At 64.8% G+C, this 23730-nt stretch carries 27 protein-coding genes and 1 tRNA gene; 19 read left to right on the top strand and 9 right to left on the bottom strand.

Translation table 11 applies throughout. The annotated features are described in order from the left end of the window. The first annotated feature begins 18 nt into the window (after positions 1–18). A tRNA-Ala gene (locus tag QX073_RS15930) sits at positions 19–94 on the top strand. A gap of 248 nt (positions 95–342) precedes the next feature. Further along, on the top strand, positions 343–594 hold the full coding sequence (locus tag QX073_RS15925; RefSeq protein WP_316226010.1) for a GIY-YIG nuclease family protein: 252 nt from the start codon (positions 343–345) through the stop codon (positions 592–594). A 7-nt stretch (positions 595–601) separates the two neighbouring features. Here the strand turns inward: QX073_RS15925 and QX073_RS15920 are convergent, their stop codons facing one another. Then, complete coding sequence (locus QX073_RS15920; RefSeq protein WP_315750467.1) at positions 602–1063, bottom strand: MarR family transcriptional regulator; 462 nt, start codon at positions 1061–1063, stop codon at positions 602–604. Between the two features lie 169 nt (positions 1064–1232). Between QX073_RS15920 and QX073_RS15915 the strand changes: the two genes are divergently transcribed. The 10 genes from QX073_RS15915 to QX073_RS15870 all read left to right on the top strand — a co-directional run bounded on the left by QX073_RS15915 (position 1233) and on the right by QX073_RS15870 (position 10227). Further along, positions 1233–1658, top strand: coding sequence for an organic hydroperoxide resistance protein (locus QX073_RS15915; protein WP_316226009.1), 426 nt, complete (start codon positions 1233–1235; stop codon positions 1656–1658). A 121-nt stretch (positions 1659–1779) separates the two neighbouring features. After that, positions 1780–2982 (top strand): CaiB/BaiF CoA-transferase family protein, encoded by a 1203-nt coding sequence (locus tag QX073_RS15910; RefSeq protein WP_315825665.1) that lies wholly within the window; start codon positions 1780–1782, stop codon positions 2980–2982. Between the two features lie 202 nt (positions 2983–3184). After that, the gene (ugpB, locus tag QX073_RS15905; protein ID WP_316173508.1) at positions 3185–4504 is read left to right on the top strand and encodes a sn-glycerol-3-phosphate ABC transporter substrate-binding protein UgpB; all 1320 of its coding nucleotides are present in this window, start codon (positions 3185–3187) and stop codon (positions 4502–4504) included. 50 nt (positions 4505–4554) lie between these two features. Beyond that, positions 4555–5436 (top strand): sn-glycerol-3-phosphate ABC transporter permease UgpA, encoded by an 882-nt coding sequence (gene ugpA, locus QX073_RS15900; protein ID WP_315716879.1) that lies wholly within the window; start codon positions 4555–4557, stop codon positions 5434–5436. Further along, positions 5436–6284, top strand: coding sequence for a sn-glycerol-3-phosphate ABC transporter permease UgpE (gene ugpE / locus QX073_RS15895; RefSeq protein WP_316226008.1), 849 nt, complete (start codon positions 5436–5438; stop codon positions 6282–6284). The genes ugpA and ugpE overlap by 1 nt, the downstream gene beginning before the upstream one ends. A 129-nt stretch (positions 6285–6413) precedes the next feature. Then, positions 6414–7493: a sn-glycerol-3-phosphate import ATP-binding protein UgpC gene (locus QX073_RS15890; RefSeq protein WP_316226007.1), complete on the top strand. Its 1080-nt coding sequence runs from the start codon at positions 6414–6416 to the stop codon at positions 7491–7493. 134 nt (positions 7494–7627) lie between these two features. After that, the gene (locus tag QX073_RS15885) at positions 7628–8053 is read left to right on the top strand and encodes an Hsp20 family protein (protein WP_006613108.1); all 426 of its coding nucleotides are present in this window, start codon (positions 7628–7630) and stop codon (positions 8051–8053) included. A 57-nt stretch (positions 8054–8110) separates the two neighbouring features. Then, the gene (locus QX073_RS15880) at positions 8111–8374 is read left to right on the top strand and encodes a DUF1150 family protein (RefSeq protein ID WP_009026315.1); all 264 of its coding nucleotides are present in this window, start codon (positions 8111–8113) and stop codon (positions 8372–8374) included. Between the two features lie 161 nt (positions 8375–8535). Further along, positions 8536–9042, top strand: coding sequence for a GNAT family N-acetyltransferase (locus tag QX073_RS15875; protein ID WP_315716876.1), 507 nt, complete (start codon positions 8536–8538; stop codon positions 9040–9042). A gap of 312 nt (positions 9043–9354) precedes the next feature. Next, on the top strand, positions 9355–10227 hold the full coding sequence (locus QX073_RS15870; RefSeq protein ID WP_316226006.1) for a hypothetical protein: 873 nt from the start codon (positions 9355–9357) through the stop codon (positions 10225–10227). On the opposite strand, the gene ptsN is transcribed toward QX073_RS15870, so the two are convergent. The 7 genes from ptsN to QX073_RS15835 form a co-directional block, all read right to left on the bottom strand. Further along, a complete protein-coding gene (gene ptsN / locus QX073_RS15865; protein WP_315716874.1) occupies positions 10188–10649 on the bottom strand; it encodes a PTS IIA-like nitrogen regulatory protein PtsN in 462 nt (153 codons plus the stop codon). The genes QX073_RS15870 and ptsN overlap by 40 nt on opposite strands. 327 nt (positions 10650–10976) lie before the next feature. Continuing rightward, positions 10977–11579, bottom strand: coding sequence for a ribosome hibernation-promoting factor, HPF/YfiA family (gene hpf / locus QX073_RS15860; RefSeq protein WP_315741249.1), 603 nt, complete (start codon positions 11577–11579; stop codon positions 10977–10979). 72 nt (positions 11580–11651) lie between these two features. Next, positions 11652–13289 carry an RNA polymerase factor sigma-54 gene (gene rpoN, locus QX073_RS15855; RefSeq protein ID WP_315825669.1) on the bottom strand — a complete coding sequence of 546 codons (1638 nt, stop codon included), beginning with the start codon at positions 13287–13289 and terminating at the stop codon, positions 11652–11654. 212 nt (positions 13290–13501) lie between these two features. Continuing rightward, complete coding sequence (lptB, locus tag QX073_RS15850; RefSeq protein WP_315825670.1) at positions 13502–14515, bottom strand: LPS export ABC transporter ATP-binding protein; 1014 nt, start codon at positions 14513–14515, stop codon at positions 13502–13504. A gap of 352 nt (positions 14516–14867) precedes the next feature. After that, positions 14868–15560 carry an LptA/OstA family protein gene (locus QX073_RS15845; RefSeq protein ID WP_316226005.1) on the bottom strand — a complete coding sequence of 231 codons (693 nt, stop codon included), beginning with the start codon at positions 15558–15560 and terminating at the stop codon, positions 14868–14870. Positions 15561–15564: 4 nt separating this feature from the next. Further along, positions 15565–16266 (bottom strand): LPS export ABC transporter periplasmic protein LptC, encoded by a 702-nt coding sequence (gene lptC, locus QX073_RS15840; protein WP_315716868.1) that lies wholly within the window; start codon positions 16264–16266, stop codon positions 15565–15567. Positions 16267–16427: 161 nt separating this feature from the next. Beyond that, positions 16428–17042 (bottom strand): ribonuclease D, encoded by a 615-nt coding sequence (locus QX073_RS15835; RefSeq protein ID WP_315716867.1) that lies wholly within the window; start codon positions 17040–17042, stop codon positions 16428–16430. 479 nt (positions 17043–17521) lie between these two features. Here QX073_RS15835 and QX073_RS15830 point away from each other — a divergent pair, with 479 nt between their 5' ends. From QX073_RS15830 to QX073_RS15800, 7 genes are all read left to right on the top strand, one after another. Further along, complete coding sequence (locus QX073_RS15830; protein WP_315716866.1) at positions 17522–18493, top strand: TRAP transporter substrate-binding protein; 972 nt, start codon at positions 17522–17524, stop codon at positions 18491–18493. A 75-nt stretch (positions 18494–18568) separates the two neighbouring features. Next, the gene (locus QX073_RS15825; RefSeq protein WP_315716865.1) at positions 18569–19114 is read left to right on the top strand and encodes a TRAP transporter small permease; all 546 of its coding nucleotides are present in this window, start codon (positions 18569–18571) and stop codon (positions 19112–19114) included. Then, the gene (locus tag QX073_RS15820; RefSeq protein WP_315716864.1) at positions 19105–20397 is read left to right on the top strand and encodes a TRAP transporter large permease; all 1293 of its coding nucleotides are present in this window, start codon (positions 19105–19107) and stop codon (positions 20395–20397) included. The genes QX073_RS15825 and QX073_RS15820 overlap by 10 nt, the downstream gene beginning before the upstream one ends. A gap of 331 nt (positions 20398–20728) precedes the next feature. Further along, a complete protein-coding gene (locus QX073_RS15815) occupies positions 20729–21214 on the top strand; it encodes a DUF6714 family protein (RefSeq protein WP_316226004.1) in 486 nt (161 codons plus the stop codon). Between the two features lie 51 nt (positions 21215–21265). Continuing rightward, positions 21266–21550: a hypothetical protein gene (locus tag QX073_RS15810; protein WP_316226003.1), complete on the top strand. Its 285-nt coding sequence runs from the start codon at positions 21266–21268 to the stop codon at positions 21548–21550. A 63-nt stretch (positions 21551–21613) separates the two neighbouring features. Continuing rightward, positions 21614–22126, top strand: a complete 513-nt coding sequence (locus tag QX073_RS15805) for a hypothetical protein (protein ID WP_315716860.1) — start codon at positions 21614–21616, stop codon at positions 22124–22126. After that, positions 22123–22524, top strand: coding sequence for a hypothetical protein (locus QX073_RS15800; RefSeq protein ID WP_315716859.1), 402 nt, complete (start codon positions 22123–22125; stop codon positions 22522–22524). Before QX073_RS15805 ends, QX073_RS15800 begins: the two co-directional genes overlap by 4 nt. A 124-nt stretch (positions 22525–22648) precedes the next feature. Here QX073_RS15800 and QX073_RS15795 read toward each other — a convergent pair whose 3' ends face one another. Beyond that, entirely contained in the window at positions 22649–23611 is a 963-nt protein-coding gene (locus tag QX073_RS15795; RefSeq protein ID WP_316226002.1) for a hypothetical protein, read from the bottom strand. Positions 23612–23730: the final 119 nt, after the last annotated feature.

Genomic DNA, 23730 nt, shown 5'->3' with positions numbered 1-23730 from the left:
GACCGCCGGCTCGGTTCAGGGGCCATAGCTCAGCTGGGAGAGCGCTTGCATGGCATGCAAGAGGTCGGCGGTTCGATCCCGCCTGGCTCCACCACGCTTCGCCCTTCGGGCTACGCGTGGCGCAGCCACGACGGAGCCCGAAGGGCGAAGCGTGGTGCCCGGCGAAGCCCCTTGGCGAAGCCGGGCTTTGAGAGGCCCGTCATCTTCTCCAAGCTGGTGTTTCCTCGAGTCACGCCTGCCTACGGTTTACGACTTGATTTCGTACGCAGGCAGCCGGGATGACAAACTCCCTTCCCGATTGCAGAATGCCGGCCCGCAGTCCTTCGCGGCGAGTGCCTTCGCATGTGGTACGTCTACATCATCCGCAGCCTCGCCTTCCCCGAGCAGGAATATGTCGGCGCGACAGCGGACATCAGACAGCGCCTGAAGGATCACAACGCTGGCCGCTCAGTTCACACGCCCAAGTTTATGCCTTGGATGCTGGTCTGGTATTGCGCCTTTCCGGACAAGCATCGCGCGTTGGCGTTCGAGACCTACCTGAAATCGCATTCTGGGCGGGCATTCTCAAGGAAGCGCCTGCTCGGTCCAGGCTGACCACTCCTCACCCCTCCACAACCGCATCGAGCCGCTCCCGCAGGCGCACCAGCTTGCCGTGCAGGTCGGCCAGCTCGGCGATCGAGCAGCCCGTCGCATCCAGGATCGCGGGCGGCACGATCGACCTTGCCTTGTCGCGCAGGCCCGCGCCCTGGGCGGTGAGGGTGACGATCACCTGACGCTCGTCCTCGGCCGACCGGGTCCGCTTGATCAGGTGCGTAGCCTCCATCCGCTTCAGCAGCGGCGTCAGCGTGCCAGAGTCGAGGAACAGCCGCGCGCCGATGTCCTTCACCGTCAAGCCGTCCTGCTCCCACAGCACCAGCATGACCAGATATTGCGGATAGGTCAGGCCAAGGCGGTCGAGCAGGGGCTTGTAGACGCGGTTGAAGGCGTGCGCGGTCGAATAGACTGCGAAGCAGAGCTGGTTGCCGAGCTGGAGCGGCAGGTCTGCCGCGGACTTCTTTCGCATCGAGGTCACCACAGGTCGATCCTATCGGCATCTTGAGCCCGCACGCCTCGGATCGACAACGGGCCCGGCGCACCGATCACGAATTTTCTACCGGACAATTATATTGTACACAATCTAATTGTGTGCAATATGGCCGCGCTGAATTCGTCCATCCAACCAGGAGACACCCATGTCCGTGAACGTGCTCTACAAGACCAGCGCCAAGGCCACCGGCGGCCGCGACGGCGAAGCCGCTACCCTCGACGGCTCGCTCAAGGTCAAGCTTTCCACCCCGAAGGAGCTCGGCGGTGGCGGCGGTGCCGGCAACAATCCGGAGCAGTTGTTTGCGGCCGGCTACGCAGCCTGCTTCATCGGCGCGATGAAGTTCATCGGCTCGCAGGGCGGCCCCAAGGTTCCCGCCGACACGTCGGTGACCTCGACGGTCGGCATCGGCCCGCGCTCCGAAGGCGGCTTCGGCATCACCGTCGAGCTCGCAGTGTCGCTGCCCGGACTCGCCAAGGCCGACGCCGAAGCGCTGGTCGCCAAGGCGCACGAGGTGTGCCCCTATTCCAACGCCACGCGCGGCAATGTCGACGTCAAGCTGAGCGTCGTCTGAGCTTCAATTCCGTCATGCGGCAGGACGGCCTCCGTTGTCCTGCCGCATGGCAGCCCCCGTTTGCGCCGCCGCCGCAGCAATGCTTAATGATCGCGAGCTGAAACCAACCTCGCGACATCCGATGACACCCCAATTTGCTCCCGGCGCCATGGCCGGCCTGCGCGTGATCGATCTGACGCGCGTGCTCGGCGGCCCCTATTGCACGCAGATCCTGGCCGATCACGGCGCCGACGTGATCAAGGTCGAGCCGCCGGCCGGCGACGAGGTGCGCGACTGGGGTCCGCCCTTCCACGATGAGGACGCCGCCTATTTCGTCGGGATCAACCGCAACAAGCGCTCGATCGGCCTCGATCTCGCCTCAGAGGGCGGCCGCGCCGTGCTGATGCGGATGCTCGAGACGGCCGACGTGCTGATCGAGAACTTCAAGCCTGGCACCTTGGAGAAATGGGGCATCGGCAGCGACACGCTGCGCGAGACATTCCCCAAGCTGGTGCACTGCCGCATCTGCGGCTTCGGCGCGGATGGCCCGCGCGGCGGCAATCCCGGCTACGACGCGATCATCCAGGCGATGACCGGCATGATCGCGGCGACCGGTTCGCCGCAGAGCGGACCGATGCGGATCGGCGTGCCGCTGGTCGACATCACCACCGGACTCTATGCCGCGATCGGCATCCTGATGGCGCTGTCGGAGCGGCAGCGCTCGGGCATCGGTCAGTTCCTCGAGGTCACGCTGTATGAGACCGGTCTCGCGATCATGCATCCGCATACCGCAAACTACTTCATGCATGGCAAGCCGCCGTCGCTGACCGGCAACGAGCACCCGAACCTCGTTCCGTATGCGATCTTCGCGACCAAGACCGACGATATCTTCATCGGCGTCGGCAATGACGGCACCTTCCGCAAGCTCGCCAAGGAGATCGGCCGCCCCGAACTCGGCACCGATCCGCGCTTCGCCCGCAACAAGGATCGCGTCGCCAATCGCGAGGCGCTGCGCGCCGAGCTTGCCGCCGTGTTCAGCCAGTTCGAGGCGGAGCCGCTGTGCGACCGGCTGCTCGCGGCCGGTCTGCCGGCAGGACCCGTGCAGAAGATCGACCAGGCGCTGACCAATCCGCACACGATCTACCGCGGCGATGTCATCGAGAAGGACTGGTACAAGGGCGTCGCGTCGCCGATCCGGCTCGAACGCACCAAGCCGAGCCTGCGCTCCACCCCGCCGAAGTTCAGTCAGCACGCGCAGGAGGTGCTGACCGAGTTCGGTTACACGCCGAGCGAGATCGAGGCGCTGCTGTCCCAGGGCACGGTGTGCGCCGAGCGCAAGCGCTGAGGCGCCATCAGCCTGTCGTTTCTCACCGTCAGCGCCGGCCGGGGCATCGCCCCGGCGCGGCGCCGTCTCCCGCAAGTCGCTGCGTTCCGCCGCGATGAACGCGCTTTCCGCTGACGATCCAACCGGTTATACATTCACGAAACTGTCATCTCGCGCTGCTACGGCCGCGACGCCGATGACGTTTCACGGGAGGTATTCTTTAATGTCACTTCGCCAATTCTGGACGGCCGCGACTGCGGCAGTCACGCTGGTCCTGAGCGCCGCAGCACCTGCGCATGCCGTGACCGAAATCCAGTGGTGGCATGCGATGACCGGCGCCAACAACGACGTCATCGTCAAGCTCGCCAACGATTTCAACGCCTCGCAGTCCGACTACAAGGTCGTCCCGACCTACAAGGGCAACTACGCCGACACGATGAATGCCGGCATCGCCGCCTTCCGCGCCGGCAATGCGCCCCACATCATGCAGGTGTTCGAGGTCGGCACCGCCACCATGATGGCCGCCACCGGCGCCGTGAAGCCGGTCTACAAGCTGATGCAGGACGCCGGCGAGACGTTCGACCCGAAGAGCTATCTGCCTGCGATCACGGGCTACTACTCGACCTCCAAGGGTGAGATGCTGTCGTTCCCCTTCAACTCGTCCTCCACGGTGATGTGGGTCAATCTCGACGAGCTGAAGAAGGTCAACGCCGAGATCCCGAAGACCTGGCCCGAGCTGTTCGAGACCGCCAAGAAGCTGAAGGCGGCCGGCCATCCGACCTGCGGCTTCTCGGGCTCGTGGGTCACCTGGGTCAATCTCGAGCAGCTCTCCGCCTGGCACAACGTGCCGCTGGCCAGCAAGGCGAACGGTCTCGACGGCTTCGACACCGTGCTGGAGTTCAACGGTCCGCTGCAGGTCAAGCATCTCGAAAACCTGGTCGAGCTGCAGAAGGACAAGACCTACGACTATGCCGGCCGCACCAACACCGGCGAGGGCCGCTTCACCTCGGGCGAATGCCCGATCTACCTGACCTCGTCGGCGTTCTTCGGCAACGTCAAGGCCCAGGCCAAGTTCGCCTTCACCGCCGCGCCGATGCCGTATTATCCGGACGCCAAGGGCGCGCCGCAGAACTCGATCATCGGCGGCGCCTCGCTCTGGGTGATGGGCGGCAAGAGCGCGGACGAATACAAGGGCGTGGCGAAGTTCCTGACCTTCCTCTCGGACACCGATCGTCAGGTCTACATCCACAAGGCCTCGGGCTATCTGCCGATCACCAAGGCGGCCTACGCCAAGGCCAAGGCCGAGGGCTTCTACAAGGATCAGCCCTATCTGGAGACGCCGCTGCTCGAACTGACCAACAAGGAACCGACGGAGAATTCCCGCGGCCTGCGTCTGGGCAACATGGTGCAACTGCGTGACGTCTGGTCGGAGGAAATCGAGCAGGCTCTGGCCGGCAAGAAGACCGCCAAGCAGGCGCTGGACGCCGCCGTCGAGCGCGGCAACCAGATGCTGCGCCAGTTCGAAAAGACGGCCGTGAAGTGAGGCCATGAGCCGGCAGGCCGCCCCGCGGCCTGCCGGTTCGCCGACCGACCATGCAGAAGAACGCCATCTTTCAGTCAAAACTGCTGCCGTTCGTGCTGGTCGCTCCCCAGCTCGCGATCGTGCTGATCTTCTTCTATTGGCCCGCGATCCAGGCCGTCATCCAGTCGTTCCTGCTGCAGGACGCGTTCGGCCTGTCCACGAGCTTCGTCTGGTTCGAGAACTACGCCGACCTGCTCAGCCAGCCGGACTATTTCCAGGCCATTCTCCGCACCTTCGGCTTCTCCTTCGCCATCGCGCTCTCGTCGCTGTCGGTCGCACTGCTGCTCGCGGTCATGGCGGATAAGCCGCTGCGCGGCGTCACGCTGTACCGCACGCTGCTGATCTGGCCCTATGCCGTGGCGCCGCCGGTGGTGGGCGTGCTCTGGATCTTCATGCTCCACCCGTCGCTCGGCGTGATCTCGCGCTATCTGCGCGCTGTTGGCATCGACTGGAATCCGCTGCTCGACGGCGACCAGGCGGCGCTGCAGATCATCCTCGCGGCCGCCTGGAAGCAGATCTCCTACAACTTCCTGTTCTTCCTCGCCGGGCTGCAGAGCATCCCCCGGAGCGTGCTCGAGGCCGCCGCGATCGACGGCGCGCGGCCGATGCGGCGGTTCTGGACCGTGACCTTCCCGCTGCTGTCGCCGACCATCTTCTTCCTGCTGGTCATCAACATCGTCTACGCCTTCTTCGAGACCTTCGGCATCATCGACACGATGACCCGCGGCGGTCCTGGCAAGTCCACCGAGACGCTGGTCTACAAGGTCTACACAGACGGCCTGCTCGGCGGCAATCTCGGCTCGTCGGCCGCACAATCCGTCGTTCTGATGGTCATCGTCATCGTGCTGACGGCGATCCAGTTCCGCTTCGTCGAGCGCAAGGTGACCTACTGATGGTCGAGCAAGAAGGCATTCGACGCTACGTCGCGCATGTCATCCTGTGGATCGGAATCGCGATCGTTGCGTTCCCGGTCTATCTCGCATTCGTCGCCTCGACGCAGGACAATGCGGTCATCGCCAACGGGCAGATGTCGCTGCTGCCTGGCGGGCACTTCCTGTCGACCTACTATCAGACGATCTTCGTCGGCACGAGCGGCTCGACCCGCGAGCCGGTTGCGACCATGCTTTTGAACTCGCTGGTCATGGCGCTGCTGATCGCCGTCGGCAAGATCGCGATCTCGATCATCTCGGCCTATGCGATCGTCTACTTCCGCTTCCCGTTCCGCATGGCGATCTTCTGGCTCATCTTCATCACCCTCATGCTGCCGGTCGAGGTACGCATCTATCCGACCTACAAGATCGTCGCCGACCTCCACATGCTCGACAGTTATGCCGGGCTCGCGCTGCCGCTGATCGCATCCGCCACCGCCACGCTGCTGTTCCGCCAGTTCTTCATGACCGTGCCGGACGAGCTGCTGGAGGCGTCCCGCATCGACGGCGCCGGGCCGTTCCGCTTCTTCTGGGACACCCTGCTGCCACTGTCGCGCACCAACATGGCGGCGCTGTTCGTGATCCTGTTCATCCTCGGCTGGAATCAATATCTCTGGCCGCTGCTGATCACGACGCGCGACGACATGCAGACGATCCAGATCGGCATCCGCAAGATGATCACGACGACCGACGCGCTGACGGAGTGGCCGGTCGTCATGGCGACCGCCGTGCTCGCGATGCTGCCGCCGGTGTTCGTCGTCGTCGTCATGCAGCGCCTGTTCGTCAAGGGGCTGGTGGAGACGGAAAAGTGAGAGGGGCGAATAGCGAATGGCGAGTGGCGAATAGGGAGATCCGAACATGAGGATGCATTCGCCCTTCCCTATTCGCCACTCCCTATTCGCCATTCGCCACTCGTCACTTCCTCCTTATCGGTAACCGCCATGGCCAACGTCACCCTCCGCAACGTCCGCAAGGTCTACCAGGGCGGCTTCGAAGCCATCAAAGGCGTCGATATCGACGTCGGCGACGGTCAGTTCTGCGTGCTGGTCGGGCCGTCGGGCTGCGGCAAATCCACCCTGCTGCGGATGGTCGCGGGGCTCGAGACGATTACCTCGGGCGAGATCGACATCGGCGGCCGCATCGTCAATGCCATCGAGCCGGCGGATCGCGACATCGCGATGGTGTTCCAGAACTACGCGCTCTATCCGCACATGACCGTCTACAACAACATGGCCTACGGCCTGCGCAATCGCGGCATGGCGGAAAAGGAGATCAGGACGCGGGTTGAGGACGCCGCACGCATCCTCGAGCTCGGCACCATGCTCGAGCGGAAGCCGCGCCAGCTCTCCGGCGGCCAGCGCCAGCGCGTGGCGATGGGCCGCGCCATCGTGCGCCAGCCCAAGGTGTTCCTGTTCGACGAGCCGCTCTCGAACCTCGACGCCAAGCTGCGCATCGCGATGCGGGTCGAGATCCGCAAGCTGCAGCGCCGGCTCAACACCACCGCGATCTACGTCACCCACGACCAGCTCGAGGCGATGACGCTCGCCGACATCCTGGTGGTGATGAACGGCGGGAAGGTCGAGCAGATCGGCAATCCGCTCGAGATCTATCAGCGTCCAGCCACCACCTTCGTCGCATCCTTCATCGGCGCGCCGCCGATGAACCTGATGCCGACCGATGGCGTGCGCGCCCAGTTGCTCGGCGCCGACGCGGTTCCCCAAGAAGCGGGCCAGCTCGGCATCCGGCCTGAGGATTTCCAGCTTGGCGACATCGTTCCAGCGGGCGGGATCGGGCTCGACCTTCGCGTCGAGGCGATCGAGCATGTCGGCGCCGAGACCTATGTCTACGGCGCACGCCAGGACGCGGGCAGCGATGACCGGCTCTCCGCAACCGCCAACGACATCATCGTGCGGCTGCCGGGTACCGCCGCGCCGGAGATCGGCGCACGGATTCGCGCCGTGGCGCCGCGGGCCAAGCTGCATCTGTTCTCGGCCGACGGCCGTCAGCGGCTGTCCGTTTAAACCCTTCCACAGACAGGCTGTTCCGGCGCATTCGGGGTGCTTGAACGCGCCCCGGATCGTGCCCATATTGCTGCTCAAGGGGTGCCGTCAGGGCCCTGATACATCAAAGTCGCTTCGAGAGGACTTTGTAAACCATGTCTCGTGTTCCTTCGCTCTCCAGTCCGTTCCTGCTGGGTTTCGACGAGATCGAGCGCGTGCTCGACCGCGTCGTCAAAGGTGCCGACGGCTATCCGCCCTACAATATCGAGCGGTTCGAACGCACCAATGGCCAGCCCGAGCGTCTGCGGATCACGCTGGCGGTGGCGGGTTTCACCCGCGACCAACTCGATGTCACCATTGAGGAAAACCAGCTCGTCATCCGCGGCCGGCAACAGGACGACAAGACCAGGCAATACATTCATCGCGGCATCGCCGCGCGCCACTTCCAGCGCACCTTCGTGCTGGCGGAGGGAATGCATGTGCTTGGTGCGGACCTGAAGAACGGGCTGTTGTCGGTCGATCTGGCCAGGCCAGAGCCTGAGCGGATCGTTAAGACAATAGCGATCAATGAACACGAATAATGGTTGATGGAACGAGTAGCGGACTCGACCGCTTGAGTCTCAGAAGGAGTCGAGACCATGACTGAAGGTAATGTTGCGTCGGAATCCCCCGTCTCCCTGGAGTCGCTGGCGACCTTGGGCGAGGGCCACATCGCTTACGTGAAGCAGATCCGCTCCGAGGACGTACCGGGACTGTTTCCGCAGGCGCCGCACATCGCACCGGGACTGAAGCTGTTCGCCTTGCATGCCGCCGACGGCACGCCGATCATGCTCACCGACAGCCGCGAAGCGGCGATTGCGAATGCGTGGAGTCACGAACTCCAGGCCGTGAGCGTCCACTGACGCAAAGGCCGAGCCGCAGCGCTGACAACGGCCGCTTCTCGTGAGACTCAACGCTCATTGGGACGCGATGCTCATGAGGAGCATGCAGCTCACGGACTGACACGAGGGCGGTCCCCGGAAACGGGGACGGCCCTTTTTTCTGCTCGTAACGATGGCCGCGCATGACCTTGATGACGACACCCATGAGCCCGGCCGGACTGCGTGCAGATCCTGCGCTTGCGGACGCACTGCTCGCGCTCAACAATGCGCATGCCTCCGAGCTGTCGTGGCTCACGCCCGAAACGCTCCTGCAACTGCTCGATCGGGCATGGCTGGCCTGGCGAATTGGCAGGGCCGATGCGCTGATGATCGCGCTCGACCACGCCGCCGTCTACGATAATCCCAATCACCGCTGGTTTCGCGCGCGCTACGATCGGTTCGTCTATGTCGACCGCATCGTGGTGGCGCCGGCCGCCCGCGGCCGGGGCCTGGCGCGGCAGCTCTATGAGGAGCTGATTCGGGAGGCGACCGCGGCGGGCCACGACCGCATCGTCTGCGAGGTCAATCTGGATCCGCCCAATCCGCAGTCGGACGCGTTTCATGCTGCGCTCGGCTTCGCGCCGCTGGCGACGGCCGGCATCCATGGCGGCGCCAAGACGGTGCGCTACATGGCGAGATCATTGCGATAGCCGGCCAAGGACGAAGCGGCTGCTGAAGTGCGTTTGAGAAATTTGTTTCCGTCGATGTCCGGAACGGTCAATTTGACAACCAGATACAATCCGACCCGGTTTAAGGCGAAGGTGTCTAATCCTTAAGTTGTCCCTGTTGCGGCACGCGCTAGTCCGATGTGTGACGAGCATGTGTAGGGATGGCAGATGCATGGATCACGGCTTGATGCAGGCGTCTTTCGAGAGCTTGCGCTCGGGACCCTACCCAACCGGCACGTCTTTCTTGACAGTCCTCCGCCTGGGCCCAGCCCTTACTACGTCATCTGCAACAGCGTGCCGAAAGCGGGGACGTACCTGCTGGTCGAACTCGTCAGAGCGCTGGGCGGTCATGTCGATGTCGGCTATCACACCTACACGTCATCGATCAGCAAGCTGAATCCCGACGGTTCGCTCGACTACGGACGCGCGCTTCCGGCCCCGCTCTGGGCGTCGGCCCTGCGCTCCGGCTACTCCTGCGCCTCGCACACCGAGTATTGTCCGTATCTCGAGCAATACCTCCTGGGCAGACCGGAACACAAGATGCTGTTCATCGTCCGCGACCCCCGCGACATCGTCGTGAGCTGGGTCGACTTCGTCTACCACTCGGCGGCCTATCCGAAGATGCGGAAGTGGAACGCCTATCTGCGGTCGGCCGGATCGGCCGCTCACCCCGATGACGCCTCCCGAATCACATCGACCCTCCTCTCTTTGCCCCGATCGGGCATCAAGAAGTTCATGAGCTGGCTGGACTCGCCAGCCTGCCTGACCGTGAAGTTCGAAGAGCTCTATTCAGAGCTCGCGATCGACGATGTGGCGCGGTCGTCGTTTCCTGTCCTTAACCGCATCTGCGACTACCTGGGACTTCCGCGCAAGACGGCCGCGGAGCTCGATGTGCTCGGCCGCGGCCTGACGTCGTCGGGACGCGGCCGGAAGGTCGGCATCTACAAGGAGCGAATGATGCCGCATCATTTCGACCTGCTCCGCAGCGAGGCATTCCAGGAGCTCGTCGTCGAGTTCGGCTACGAGCCGACGCCGTTGCACACGCCCGCGCGGACGAACGGATTCGGGGCCGCGCGGAGGCTCGCCAGCAGGCTTTGTCGGTCCTTGCAGGGCGGCGCGATACGACGTCAGGCCGCGGAAGCGGGCGGCAGCGCCAACACCGAATAGATCGCCTGGGCGTCGCGCGAGGCACGGAGCTTCTTGGCGACATCCTGGTCGCGGAGCAGCCGGGCGATCCGCGCCAGGGCCTTCAGATGGTCGGCGCCGGCGCCTTCCGGCGCCAGCAGCAGGAACACCAGATCGACCGGCTGGCCGTCCATGGCCTCAAAATCGATCGGCCGCTCCAGCCGGGCGAACAGGCCGAACAACTTCTCCAGCTTCGGCAGCTTGCCGTGGGGAATCGCGACGCCATACCCGACGGCCGTGGTTCCGAGCTTCTCCCGCTGCAGCAGCACTTCGAACACGTTGCGCTCGTTCTGCCCGGTCAGCGCGGCCGCGCGCGCGGCAAGCTCCTGCAGCGCCTGCTTCTTACTGATGACCTTCAAAGCCGGCACGATCGCCTCGGGTGCGACCAGATCGGTAATCGGCATAGGGCGTTCCGAGGTGATTGAACCGTCAGGGTGCGAAATAGGTCGGGACAGACCGGCGTCAAGAAGCTGAGGCGGCAGGCGGGCTTAACCCGTGTCCGATGGGTGGGCTTCTACCCCAACGCAACGGCCGTGCCAACACCCGCAAGCGCGTTCCCGCAGCCTATCCTTAAAGATCGCCGGAGCGTGGCGGCCTGAAGGCGCCAGCGCCCCAACCGCTTGATCGCATCCCTTCATTGCCGTGGCGTGACGTCGCAACCGGTCCGCCAACCACCTGATCGGGAACCGGTTTTCGTGCCGCCGGGAGATCCCTGGAAGGCGTCCGCGCGGCTACGGTTTCACCGCCGGCGGATCGACCCAGCCGATATTGCCGTCGGCGCGGCGGTAGATGATGTTCACCCGGCCGCTGGAACCGTGCTGAAACACCATGCAGGGCGCGCCCGAAAGATCGAGCTCCATCACGGCTTCGGACACCGACAGGCGCTTCAACGCCGTGGTGTTCTCGGCAATGATCACCGGGCTGTAGCCGGTGATCTCCTCGTCGCCCTCGGCCGGCGCCTCGATCACGTAGCTCGGCGCATCCAGCACCGCGCCGTCGAGATTGGCGAGCGCCGCATTGGCGGCGTGGGATTTGCGCCCCGAGCGGTCCTTCAGCCGGCTCTTGTAGCGGCGCAGGCGCTTCTCGATCATCAGGAGCGCCTGGTCGGCGCTGGCATAGGCGTCCGGCGCGTTCGATTCGGCCTCGAGGGTGATGCCCGAATCGAGGTGCAGCGCGCAATCGGTCTTGAACCCGAAACCGTCCTTGGAGAGCGTGACATGGCCGGAATAGTTGCCGTCGAAGTATTTTCGCAAGACTTCGTCGGTGCGCTCGCTGACGCGCCCACGCAGCGCTTCGCTGACGCTGATGCTCTTTCCGGAAATCCGCAGGGTCATGTGTCGCCTCGATTCATGTGAACCAAGTATGACACTAAGCCTATTTGGTTAAGGCGCAATCTTGCGCAGCGGTCAAACTGACGCGGCATCCCGGGTGCGGTCGGCGCTGGCGGGAGCCGAGAGGGCATGCGCCAGCATGCTCTGCTTGTCGCGGCGGCGCTGCACCGAGGACGGGATCCGCATCGCCTCCCGGTATTTCGCGACCGTGCGGCGGGCGATGTCGATGCCGGCGGTCCGCAGCTTCTCGACGATGGTGTCGTCGGAGAGAATTGCGGAGGGATCTTCCGCATCGATCAATTGCTTGATGTGATGGCGCACGGCTTCCGCCGAGTGCGCCTCGCCGCCATCAGCCGATGCGATCGAGGCGGTGAAGAAATATTTCAGCTCGAACGTGCCGCGATTCGTCGCCATGTATTTGTTGGCGGTGACGCGCGACACGGTCGATTCATGCATCTGGATCGCATCCGCAACGGCCTTCAAGTTGAGCGGCCGCAGATGCGCGACGCCGTGGGTGAAGAAGCCGTCCTGCTGGCGCACGATTTCGGTCGCCACCTTCAGGATCGTGCGGGCGCGCTGATCGAGCGCGCGCACCAGCCACGTCGCATTCTGCAGGCAGTCGGTGAAGTAGGACTTGTCGCCGTCCTTGCGGATCGTCTTCGACAGTTCGGAGTAATAGTGCTGGTTCACCAGGACGCGCGGCAGCGTGTCGCTGTTGAGCTCGACCAGCCAGCCGCCGTCGGGACCCGGGCGCACGTAGACGTCGGGCACCATGGTCTGTGTGCGCGTGGTGCCGAACTTCAGCCCCGGCTTCGGATCGAGCCTGCGGATCTCGCCGATCATGTCGACGAGGTCCTCGTCGTCGACGCCGCACAGCTTGCGAAGAGCGACGAAGTCGCGCTTGGCCAGGAGATCGAGGTGCTCAACCAGCGCCTGCATCGCCGGATCGTAGCGGTCGAGCTCGCGCAGCTGGATCGCGAGACATTCGCTCAAATTGCGGGCGCAGATGCCGGGCGGATCGAAGGTCTGCAGCACGCCGAGCACCGCATCGACGTCGGCCTGCTCGGCGCCGAGGCGGTCGGCGGCCTGGCCGAGATCGGCGGGCAGATAGCCGGCCTCGTCCACGAGATCGATCAGGTACTGGCCGATCATGCGGTCGGCCGGCGCGGTGAAGGCCACCGCCGCCTGCTCGGCGAGATGATCCGACAGCGTGGTCTCGGCCGCGACAAAGGCTTCGAGATTGTAGTCCTCGTCGCCCGAGGCGCCACCGCCCCATTCGGTGTAGGTGGTCGGCGCGGCGTCCTGCGCATTGCGCGCGGCGGCCTCCGCCGGCTCCTCGGAGAACACGTTGTCGAGTCCGGTGTCGAGCGTCTGTTCGATCTCCGTACGGGTGCCGAGATCGCGGCTCATCCAGTCTTCCTGGGCGCCCTCGAAGCTGTCGCCGCCGCTGCCGCCGGCCTCGCCGAAATCGTCGCCGCCGGTCTCGCCACCTTCCGAGAACTCGGCGCGCTCGGACATCTGCTGCTCGCCCGCGACCGGCGCTTCCGGACCGTCGCTGGCCCGCTCCAGCAGCGGATTGCGCTCCAGCTCCTCTTCGACGAACGTGGAGAGGTCGAGATTGGACAGTTGCAGCAGCTTGATCGCCTGCATCAGCTGCGGCGTCATCACCAGCGACTGCGACTGGCGGAATTCTAATCTCTGCGTCAACGCCATGGGAGCAAGAACATTCCCTTACTGGTCCAATTCTTGCTTATCCTAATCCGCGCGCGATGTACACGGCTTGACGAATAAGAAAAACGGAGTATGGCGCGCGCGGAAGACGCCATTACCGGCCCGCGAGGACTCGCTGGAAACAGCGTTGATCGTAGTGGTTCCGTCGCCTGTCGCGGTCGCGACAAAAGCCTGCGAATACCGCGTCGGCAATCCTACAGCCGGAATTCCTCACCGAGATACAGCCGGCGCACGTCGGGATCGGCGACGATCTCCTCCGGGCTGCCTTCGGTGAGAATCTGTCCCGCGTACACAATGTAGGCGCGGTCGGTGAGGCCGAGCGTCTCGCGGACGTTATGGTCGGTGATGAGCACGCCGATGCCGCGGTTGGTGAGATGGCGCACCAGCTGCTGGATGTCGCCGACCGCGATCGGATCGATGCCGGCGAACGGCTCGTCGAGCAGCATGTAGTTCGGGCGCGTCGCCAGCGCGCGGGCGATCTCGACGCGGCGACGCTCGCCGCCGGACAGTGCGATCGACGGCGACTTGCGCAGCCGCGTGATGGTGAATTCTTCCAGCAGCGCGTCGAGCTCGCGCTCGCGCTTCTTGCGCGAGGGCTCGACCACTTCGAGCACGGCGCGGATGTTCTGCTCGACGGTGAGGCCGCGGAAGATCGAGGCCTCCTGCGGCAGGTAGCCGATGCCGAGCCGCGCGCGCTGATACATCGGCAGCCGCGTGACGTCATGGCCATCGAGCTCGATGGCGCCGCGATCGGCCTTGATCAGGCCGGTGATCATGTAGAACACGGTGGTCTTGCCGGCGCCGTTCGGCCCGAGCAGGCCGACGGCCTCGCCGCGGCGGACATAGATCGACACGCCCCGCACGACCTGGCGGCTGCCAAAGCTCTTCTCGATCGAATGCACGGCGAGGAAGCCCGGCCGGCGCAGCAGTTGCGGACCGCCCCCCGCGCCATTGTTGCGCGGCCTGGCTGGCGTCGGCTGCGAGGCCGGCCGCTTGCGCTGGATCTGCTCGGTGTTCTGCGGCGAGCGCGGATTGATGCGCGGCACCGTTTCATCGCGCACGGAGTCGGCGAGCGCGGCGAGCGGATCATCGCTGTAGGAATTGCCGAACGGATCGTCCATGGCTGTGATGTCGTCGCGCCGGCGCGAGGAGCCTCGCTGGCCGCGCTTGGCGGGACGCCCACGAAACATGCCGAGTAGATCCACCATCCCCGCTTCGCTTACGCCCTTCGAGGCTGCCCGTCATCGACCGCAGCGCTGGCTCGCCCGCTCACCGCGAGCGAACGCATCTCACCTCTCGCGGATCACAGGGAGCGCGAGGCCGGCCAAAGCGCGGCAGGCCGCGCTTCGGAGTTTGTCGTCTGACGGCGAAGTCGCGGTCGCCACGCAGGCGACCGATCGCAAGATCGCAATCGTGTCCGGCATCACTCTTTCGCAGCCACGCAACGGGTTCCACGGCCTCCCGTTGCATCGGCCCTGCGACAGAACCGCCCGCTCGCTAGATAGAGGCAGCAGCGGCGCGGTTCAACTGGGCCGCCGGCGTTTTGCTAAATAATTGAAGTCACTTCGATTTGCCTGGACCGAGCTGCAGCGGCGCGGCGCTGCCCGGAGCCGAGGCCGTCGACGGACCGCAGCCGCCGCCGGCGCCCGCGCCCGCGCCCGCCTGCGGCAGCAGCACCTGGACGCCGCGCCCGCTGTCGGATTCGACGCGCGACACGCCGGTGGTCATGTCCACCGTCAGCCGGTCGCCGCGCATCACGTTCTTGCACTGCGTCAGCACCACGCCGCCCTGCATCGAGATCATGTTGGTCTTGGTGTCGTAGACCGCGGTCTCGCCGGTCACGACCTGGTCCTTCTGGGTCACCTTGACGTCGCCGCGCGCCTCGAGACGGCGGATCGCCGAGCTGCCGTCCGGCCCAGGCGTCGCCGCCGGCGTGGCCTTGGTCGCCTTGGCGCCGCCCGGCTGGGCGCCGCCGTCGTAGAACACCACCAGCGACTTCGAGGTCATGGTGGTGTCGCCCTGCACGACCTTGACGTTGCCGGTGAAGGTCGCCTCCTTCTTCTTGTCGCGCATCTCGAGCGCGGCGGCCTCGATCTGGATCGGCTGGTCGCGATTCTGCGAGAACCCCTGCAGCGCGTTGGGCACGCCGGTGGTCGCGCTCTGCGCCTGCGATGAGTCGGCAAGCGCGAGCAACGCCAGCGCGGCGAAGCCGGCGCCGCGAATCGCTACGGGAATGAAACGGCACGTGGTCATGAGGTCACTTCACGTTGCGGGCCGGACGGCCGGGATCGGCGCTCGCCGTCGTGGCCGGAGCGGCATTCATGTTGTCGAGGTTCATCATCACATTGCCCTCGAAGCGGATGACCTCGCCATTGTCGGTGATGCGCAGGCGGTCGGCGGAGAGCGTGCCGTTGGTGAGCTTGACGTCGACGCGCTCGTCCGAGCTCACGGTGCCCTTGGCCATGTCGACCGAGGCCCGGCTCAGCCGCGCCTCGTAGCCCGTCGACGTCGTCAGCAGGATATCCTTCGTCAGCTCGAGCTGCTGCTGCTTGGTGTCGAACACGCCGGTATTCGCCTTCAAGGTCACCGTCGACTGATCCTCCATCAGCACCTTGGCGCGGAGGATGTTGAGCTCGACGTGATCGGGATCGGTGAGGTCCTGCACCGCGCTCCGGGCGACGAGATCATACGGCCGCTGGTCCGGCGTGAAGCCGGTCAGATGCGGCGTCTCCATCGTGATCTTGCGGCCGGAGATGACGAGATTGCCGGTGAGATTCGGGGTGTTGATCTCCATGTGGAACGGATTGAACAGCGCGATGCCGATCACGACCGCCATCGCCAGTCCCACCGCCGCCGGCACCGCGACCCGCAGCACGCGCACGAAGCGGCTGTGGCGCGCCGCGACCGCGAAGCGCGCCTGCAGGGTGGGGTCATAGGCGGGGTTGTGGACCGAGTTCACCAGGGCTCCGACGGACACGGGGAGGCGCGCGAAACAGCGCCCATCCTACCATGGACGCCTTCACCATTGCAGCCTGGAACTGGCGCGAAATCGCGACGCGGGGCGGCTTGCGATCATTACGAGACATTAATGATCGTGAACGCGCCCGCGATTCGCCGGCTTCAGGAATGCGCGAAGATGTCCTCGGCCTCGAATCCGCCCAGATCGAGCGTCGCGCGGTGGGGCAGGAACGCGAAACAGGCCTGCGCCAGCGCCAACCGCCCTTCGCGCGCCAGCATCCCGTCGAGCTTTTCGCGCAGCGCATGCAGATGCAGCACGTCGGAGGCGGCATACGCGAGCTGCGGCTCGCTGAGCTGCTCGGCGCCCCAGTCGCTCGACTGCTGCTGCTTGGAGAGATCGACGTTGAGCAGCTCGCGCACGAGATCCTTCAGGCCATGGCGGTCGGTATAGGTGCGCGCCAGCCGCGAGGCGATCTTGGTGCAATAGACCGGCTGCGGCATCACCCCGAATGCGTGAAACAGCGCCGCGACATCGAAGCGCGCGAAGTGGAAGATTTTGGTGATGTCCGGGTTGCCGAGCAGCGCCTTCAGGTTCGGCGCGTCGGTGTGCCCCTTGGGAATCTGCACCACGTCGGCCGAGCCGTCGCCGGGCGACAGCTGCACCACGCACAGCCGGTCGCGGTGCGGATTGAGCCCCATCGTCTCGGTGTCGATCGCGACCGACGAGGTATAGCGGGAAAGATCAGGCAGGTCGCCGCGGTGCAGGCGTACGGTCATGGCTCTCAAAACCTCGTCGAATCGAAATCGGACGCGACGGGCCGGAGCAACGCCGCGGGAAGCGCTCGGGAACCGGCTGTAGCCCGGCGCTGGTAACCAACCGGCAAACGCGCCGGGCCGGTCCGGAGATCAGCCGTGGGAATGCCAGCCCCGCCGCCCGGGCGCAAGGGCCGGACAGGGCCAAGTGATCGCATCTCAAGTGATCGCATCTGAGGTGGCGCCGGCAGTGTCTCCGCGGCCGTTCGAGGCGGCGCCGTCGTCATTGAGGGCGGTCGACCCGCTGGTTGCATCGCGCCAGATCGCACCCGATCGATCGATGCAACTCTTGCATTGATCGATGCCGCCTTTGGCTTGGACAGAAATAGCCACTGGCCCTACGCGTGATATTGTCGCAGGACTTCGCATCTGGAGCGCAGCGACCCAAGGCGGTCTGCAGCATCTGCCCAACAACGACATAATCAATTGAGGAGGAAGCCAAGATGAAGGCACTTACAGGTATCATTGCGGCCGCTGTGCTGGCGGTCTCGTCGCCTTTGGCGACCGCGCGCGATTTCCGCTCCGCCGACGTGCACCCTGCCGATTATCCGACCGTCGAAGCCGTCAAGTTCATGGGCAAGCAGCTCGCTGCCGCGAGCGGCGGCAAGCTCGGCGTCAAGGTGTTTCCGAACGGCGCCCTCGGCTCCGAGAAGGACACGATCGAGCAGCTCAAGATCGGCGCGCTCGACATGATGCGGATCAACTCCTCGCCGCTCAACAATTTCGTGCCGGAGACCGTCGCGCTGTGCCTGCCCTTCGTGTTCCGCGACACGCAGCACATGCGCAACGTCCTGGACGGGCCGATCGGCGACGAGATCCTGGCGGCCATGGAGCCCGCCGGCCTGGTCGGCCTGGCTTATTATGACAGCGGCGCGCGCTCGATCTACACGGTCAAGGCGCCGGTGAAGTCGCTCGCCGACCTCAAGGGCCTGAAGATCCGCGTCCAGCAGTCCGACCTCTGGGTCGGCATGATCCAGAGCCTCGGCGCCAACCCGACCCCGATGCCCTATGGCGAGGTCTACACCGCGCTCAAGACCGGCCTCGTCGATGCCGCCGAGAACAACTGGCCGTCCTACGAATCCTCGCGCCACTTCGAGGCCGCCAAGTTCTACAACGTCACCGAGCACTCGCTGGCGCCCGAAGTCCTCGTGATGTCCAAGAAGGTCTGGGACACGCTGAGCAAGGAGGATCAGGCGATGATCCGCAAGGCGGCAAAGGAATCCGTGCCGGTCATGCGCAAGCTCTGGGACGAGCGCGAGCAGACCTCCCGCAAGACCGTCGAGGCCGCTGGCGTCCAGGTCGTGACGATCGCCAACAAGCAGGAATTCGTCGACGCGATGAAGCCGGTGTACCAGAAGTTCGCTGGCGACGAGAAGCTCTCGAGCCTCGTCAAGCGCATCCAGGACACCAAGTAAGAACCACATAAAATAGGGACCGGGTCCGGCGTCGCCGTGCGGCGGCACCGGACTCAGGCCAGGGGAGGGACGGGAATGACAGATCCACATGTCGGAGACCACGAGCAGCAGGAGGGACGTCCGTCGACCGGCCTGCTCTCGCGGATCAACGCCGTCATCGCGCGCGTCGGCATGTATCTGTCCGTCGCCGGCCTGCTCGTCATCGTCACCATCGTCTTCTACCAGGTGTTCGGACGCTACGTTCTCAACTCCAGCCCGACCTGGACCGAGAACCTGGCGCTGGTCCTGATCCTCTATGTCACGCTGATCGGCGCCGCCGTCGGCGTTCGCGACGCCGGCCATATCGGCATGGACAGCCTCCTCGTGATGCTGCCGGATCATATGCGGGAAAAGATCGAGCTCGTCATCCACGTGCTGGTCGCGATGTTCGGCGTCGCGATGGCCTACAACGGCTGGATCCTCGGCGCCTCCGTGGGCACCGTGAAGATCGCCAATCTCGGCCTGCCCGAAGTCGTCCGCTACGTGCCGCTGATCGCTTCGGGAATCCTGATCGTCATGTTTTCCATCGAGCACATCATTGCTCTCTTGCGCGGCGAAGAGGTCGTCCCCTCATGGAACTGATTATTCTCGGCGTCACCTTCTTCGGCTTCCTGGTCCTCGGCGTTCCCGTTGCGTTTGCGATCGGCCTCTCGGCGATCTGCACCATCCTCTATGAAGGCCTGCCGGTTGCCGTCATCTTCCAGCAGATGATGTCGGGGATGAACATCTTCTCGTTCCTCGCCATCCCGTTCTTCGTCTTCAGCGGCGAGCTGATGCTGCATGGCGGCGTCGCCGACAAGATCGTGCAGCTCGCCAAGAATCTCGTCGGTCACATCCGCGGCGGGCTCGGCATGTCGAACGTCGTCGCCTGCACGCTGTTCGGCGGCGTCTCCGGCTCGCCCGTGGCCGACGTGTCGGCGATGGGCGCGGTGATGATCCCGATGATGAAGAAGGAAGGGTTCGACACCGACTACGCCGTCAACGTCACCACCCACGCCTCGCTGGTCGGCGCTCTGATGCCGACCAGCCACAACATGATCATCTATGCGCTCGCCGCCGGCGGCAAGGTGTCGATCGGCGCGCTGATCGCCGCCGGTCTTCTGCCGGCGCTCGTGCTGATGGTCTGCATGCTGGTCGCGGCCTACGCGGTCGCGGTGAAGCGCGGCTATCCCGCGGGCAAGTTTCCCGGCTGGGCGGAGGTGTTCCGCTCGTTCGCCGCGGCGCTGCCCGGCCTCTTGATCGTCGGCATCATCCTGGCGGGCATCCTGTCCGGCGTGTTCACGGCCACCGAGTCCGCGGCCGTCGCGGTCACCTACACGATCCTGCTGACGTTCTTCATCTACCGCACGATGACCTTGCAGAACTTCCTGCGGGCCGCCGCCAAGGCGGTCAAGACGACCGGCGTGGTGCTGCTCTTGATCGGCGTCTCCACCATGTTCCAGTACCTGATGGGATTGTACGAGGTCGCCGATTTCGCCGGCGACCTGATGAGCAAGGTGTCGACGCAGCCCTGGATGATCTTCCTGCTGATCAACGTCATCCTGTTCCTGCTCGGCACGTTCATGGACATGGCGGCGACCATCCTGATCTGCACCCCGATCTTCCTGCCGATCGCGATGAAGGCGGGCATGGATCCGGTGCAGTTCGGCATGCTGATGCTGATCAACTGCGCGCTGGGCCTCAACACCCCGCCGGTCGGCACCACGCAGTTCGTCGGCTGCGCCATCGGCGGCATCTCGGTCGGCGCGGTCATGCGCACCATCCTGCCGTTCTACGCCGCGCTGATCGCCGCCCTGATGTTCGTGACCTACGTGCCGGCCTTCTCGCTGTGGCTGCCGCGGCTGCTGATGGGGTATAAGGGATAGGTCGTCCGAGCGTTCGCCGGTCTTGGCCGGCGAACCGCGACTACACTGCTGCTGCTCGTCGTCCCAGACTTCGACGCCGGCGCTCTCGTCACGCAGGACCGCGCGACGATGCCGATCTTGCGCCGCGTCGGCTCAGAGGTCCTGCTGTCATATTTCGAGCTCGGAATCATCGCCATGTAGAGGTTGGCGGCGTCGCCCGCCCAGGCGAAAATCGCTCAAATTGTCGGTCGTTTGGTACGATGTTGTGCGTCTGCGCGAGTTACGTTGCCGACGCGACGGTCGGCAACAGCCGCCCCGCTGCCGCGCCGAACGACACACAAGCCGACCAGCCATGATCATCGATTTATCCACCTTGATGCGGACAGCTTTTCCGACAGAGCCGCTGCCCGATACGTTCTGGATCGAAGGCGGCGCGCAAGCAGGGGGCGACATCCCCCACGAACTCGTCGGGCGGCTGGCGCAACGGCGTTGGACCGACGTCACGCTCTACGACTGGCTGATGATCGGTCACCCTTCATCCGTGAGGTGCTTTCTGCATCCCGATACGTTCCGCTACTATCTGCCGTCGCTGCTGGTCGGCGTGCTCAATGACACCAGCTATCTGGATTGGGCACTCGACTCCTTGCTGCCGGCGGGCCGTCGGCGCCGGACGGACCGGCCGGTCTGGCTTCAATTCTGGGAAGGCTTCTCCGACACCCAGCGCAATGCGATCCGCTCCTACCTGAAACAGGTTCGCGAGCTCCCGGACAAGGCGGCCGATCCCGTCGAGCGCCATCTATTCGAAGAACTCGATGTCGTCTGGGGCCAAGTACGATGATCAACAGCGAAACACTCTGCGCCCCTGGCGCGCAGTCATCTGCGTGAACCCATGGCCGCACTGTCGCACTTCCTCAATCTCGATCTCGTCCTGAAATCGAAGTCCGACTTCACGTCGCTGATCGCGCATCTCGACGAGCGCGTCCACGTGCTGCATCATCAGGAGCATGAGCAGGAATTCCTGCTGGTGCTGGAGACCAACGGCACCGGATCGCCGCAGGGTCGTCTGCTCGATCGACACCCGCGAATACTCCGACGACTATCCGGAACAGGCTTGGGCCTATCTGCAACGGAGTGTCATGATCGTTTGGGACCGGCAGGGCCTGACCCATTATGACGCGCCGGAGGCCGGCATGATCCTGGTCCGGCGTCACCGAGAGGTTTAGGTGGGACGAGCGTCATGAGATTTTTGCCGCGCGCCGAGACGCGTGCGCTGGAGCAGAGGCTCGGGCGAGAGGTCGCCTCCCACGACGGGCCCAAATCCATTCTCTATTACAAGAGCGGCAGGCGCGACTATTCCGCCGCTGCAAATGCGATCGCGCAAGCGGCCGGAGCCATGTCCGAGGCGACGCTGCTGTTCCTGTTCAGTCTGAGCGGCGACGGCTACGGCGAGCACGACGCCCATGACGAGCGATGGCACGGTTATCGGCGCTGGCGGACCGCGCATGGCGAGACCCGCCGGCTGTACGACGCGCCGGGCCACTGGCTCGAGGCAGGCGAAGCGGCGCTGCTGTCCGAGCTGATCGGCTTCGCGCTCGATCTCGGTTGGGATGCGGTGTTGACTGCGAAGCCTGGACGCCAGCTACTCGTCCTCTCTCATGACGACCGGCTGGAGGTCTATCGCGGCTTCGGCGGCGGCGCGCTCGTCAGGCAGCTGATCGCGATCGACGGCTGGCAAGGCGCCGAACGATGATGAAGACAGGGGTGACCATGGCTGGTCGGCGACCTCTGTGCATCGTGATCCGCATCCCCAGCGCCACGCTGTCGCGCGACGAGTTGGAGGCGGCGTTGAGAGGCCGGCTCAGCCGCTACGAGTCATCCGGGGATGGCACCTCGGCCTACGCCCAGATCGACATCGCGGATGAACCCGATGCATGGGCCGCGGCGATCGGTTGCGTGCAGTCGGTAAGGGACACCTTGCGACACCTGAACGCCTGCGGCCGCATCGGATCGCCGGTCCTGGACATTGCGGTGGCCTTTCCGTCGTCACTGGCGGCGACGTCCTTGAAGATTCCGGCTGGGCTGGCAGCAGCTGCCGGCCAGGCCGGCATCGGCATCGAAGTTTCGATCTATTGCACGAGCGACGAATGACGCTGAGCCAACGGCCGTTTTCGCCAATCGGGGCGCCCGGACGGCGGGCGCCAACCACCGGTTCGTCAGTACTTCGCGATGCTTGCGCAGTTGTGCGCCAGGCGAAGCGGGAGAGCCTCGACGCTCACTTCACGCAAGACCGCGCGACGATCCCGATCTTGCGGCGGTCACCGGCGAGGTCGAATTGCAGCCCCATGACGATCTCGGAATCGACTTTGCCGAGCCCGTCGTAGGAGACTTCGATGCGCTTGGCCGCCTGCAAATCAGCCATGGTCGCGCCGACCATCTGAACCGATGTCTGGAAGCCGAGCGGCGCAGACTCGATGGCAGCGAGCTTGAGCGGGAAGCTCCGCTTGCCGGAATCGCTGATCAGGTCGACTGACCGCTCCGCCATGATGCCCCGCATCGTCGCCTCAAACGTCCTGCTGTCGTATTTCGAGATTGGAATCATCGCCAGGTAGACGTTGGAGGCGTCGCCCCGGCAATACAGACGATGGCGGAAGCTCGCGAAGGTCGTGCGGCTGATGATCTCGATATAGGAACCGCCGGCGCCGAACGGCTCGACCGTCATCGGGCTGGAATAGTCCTTGCTGGTGTCGATGCCGAGCTCGACGATCTCCTGCCGCTTCAGCCAACTGATCTCGCGCCACGGCGTCTGCGCTGCGGCCAGGGCCAGTAGCTTCGGGCTGGCATCCATGCGGATGACGTAGCTGATCAAGTTACCCATCATCGCCTGGTCGGCGGCGCGGTCGAGGGCGCTGGCGGTCTTGGCCTGCGGATCCTTGATCGTCTCGGGATCATATAACTGCTGTACGCCGAGTTCGCCGTCGCCGGCGGCACGGCGGGCGCCGCCGAGAAACGCCCAGACGCAAGCCGACGCGCAATGGCCCGGGTCCTGGCCACCATCGACGGTGTTGATGCGATTGCCCTCGGGATCAAACCGGCCCGTGGTCTTGCCGATGGAGGTATGCAGGTTCTGCTCGCGGATGATCTCGCCGAGGCGCATCGCCGCCGCAGGATCGCCGCCAGGCGAATTGAGCACGACCTCGTAGCCGCTCCAGCCTTTGGCGAGAAATTGCCGGAACACCTCCGGCGTGTCGCGCTGGATGGTGCCCTCGGCCGCAATCCACGAGCAGCCGTTGCAATTGCGTCGCCGGCGTGGAAGAACTGCATCGGCTTCGATGCGTCGTAGCTGAACCTCTCATC

It is taken from the genome of Bradyrhizobium sp. SZCCHNS3052, from assembly GCF_032484495.1.
In the GTDB taxonomy this organism is placed as follows: domain Bacteria; phylum Pseudomonadota; class Alphaproteobacteria; order Rhizobiales; family Xanthobacteraceae; genus Bradyrhizobium.
The sequence above is the reverse complement of the archived record's forward strand: the minus strand, read 5'-3'. Positions and strand labels throughout refer to the sequence as shown.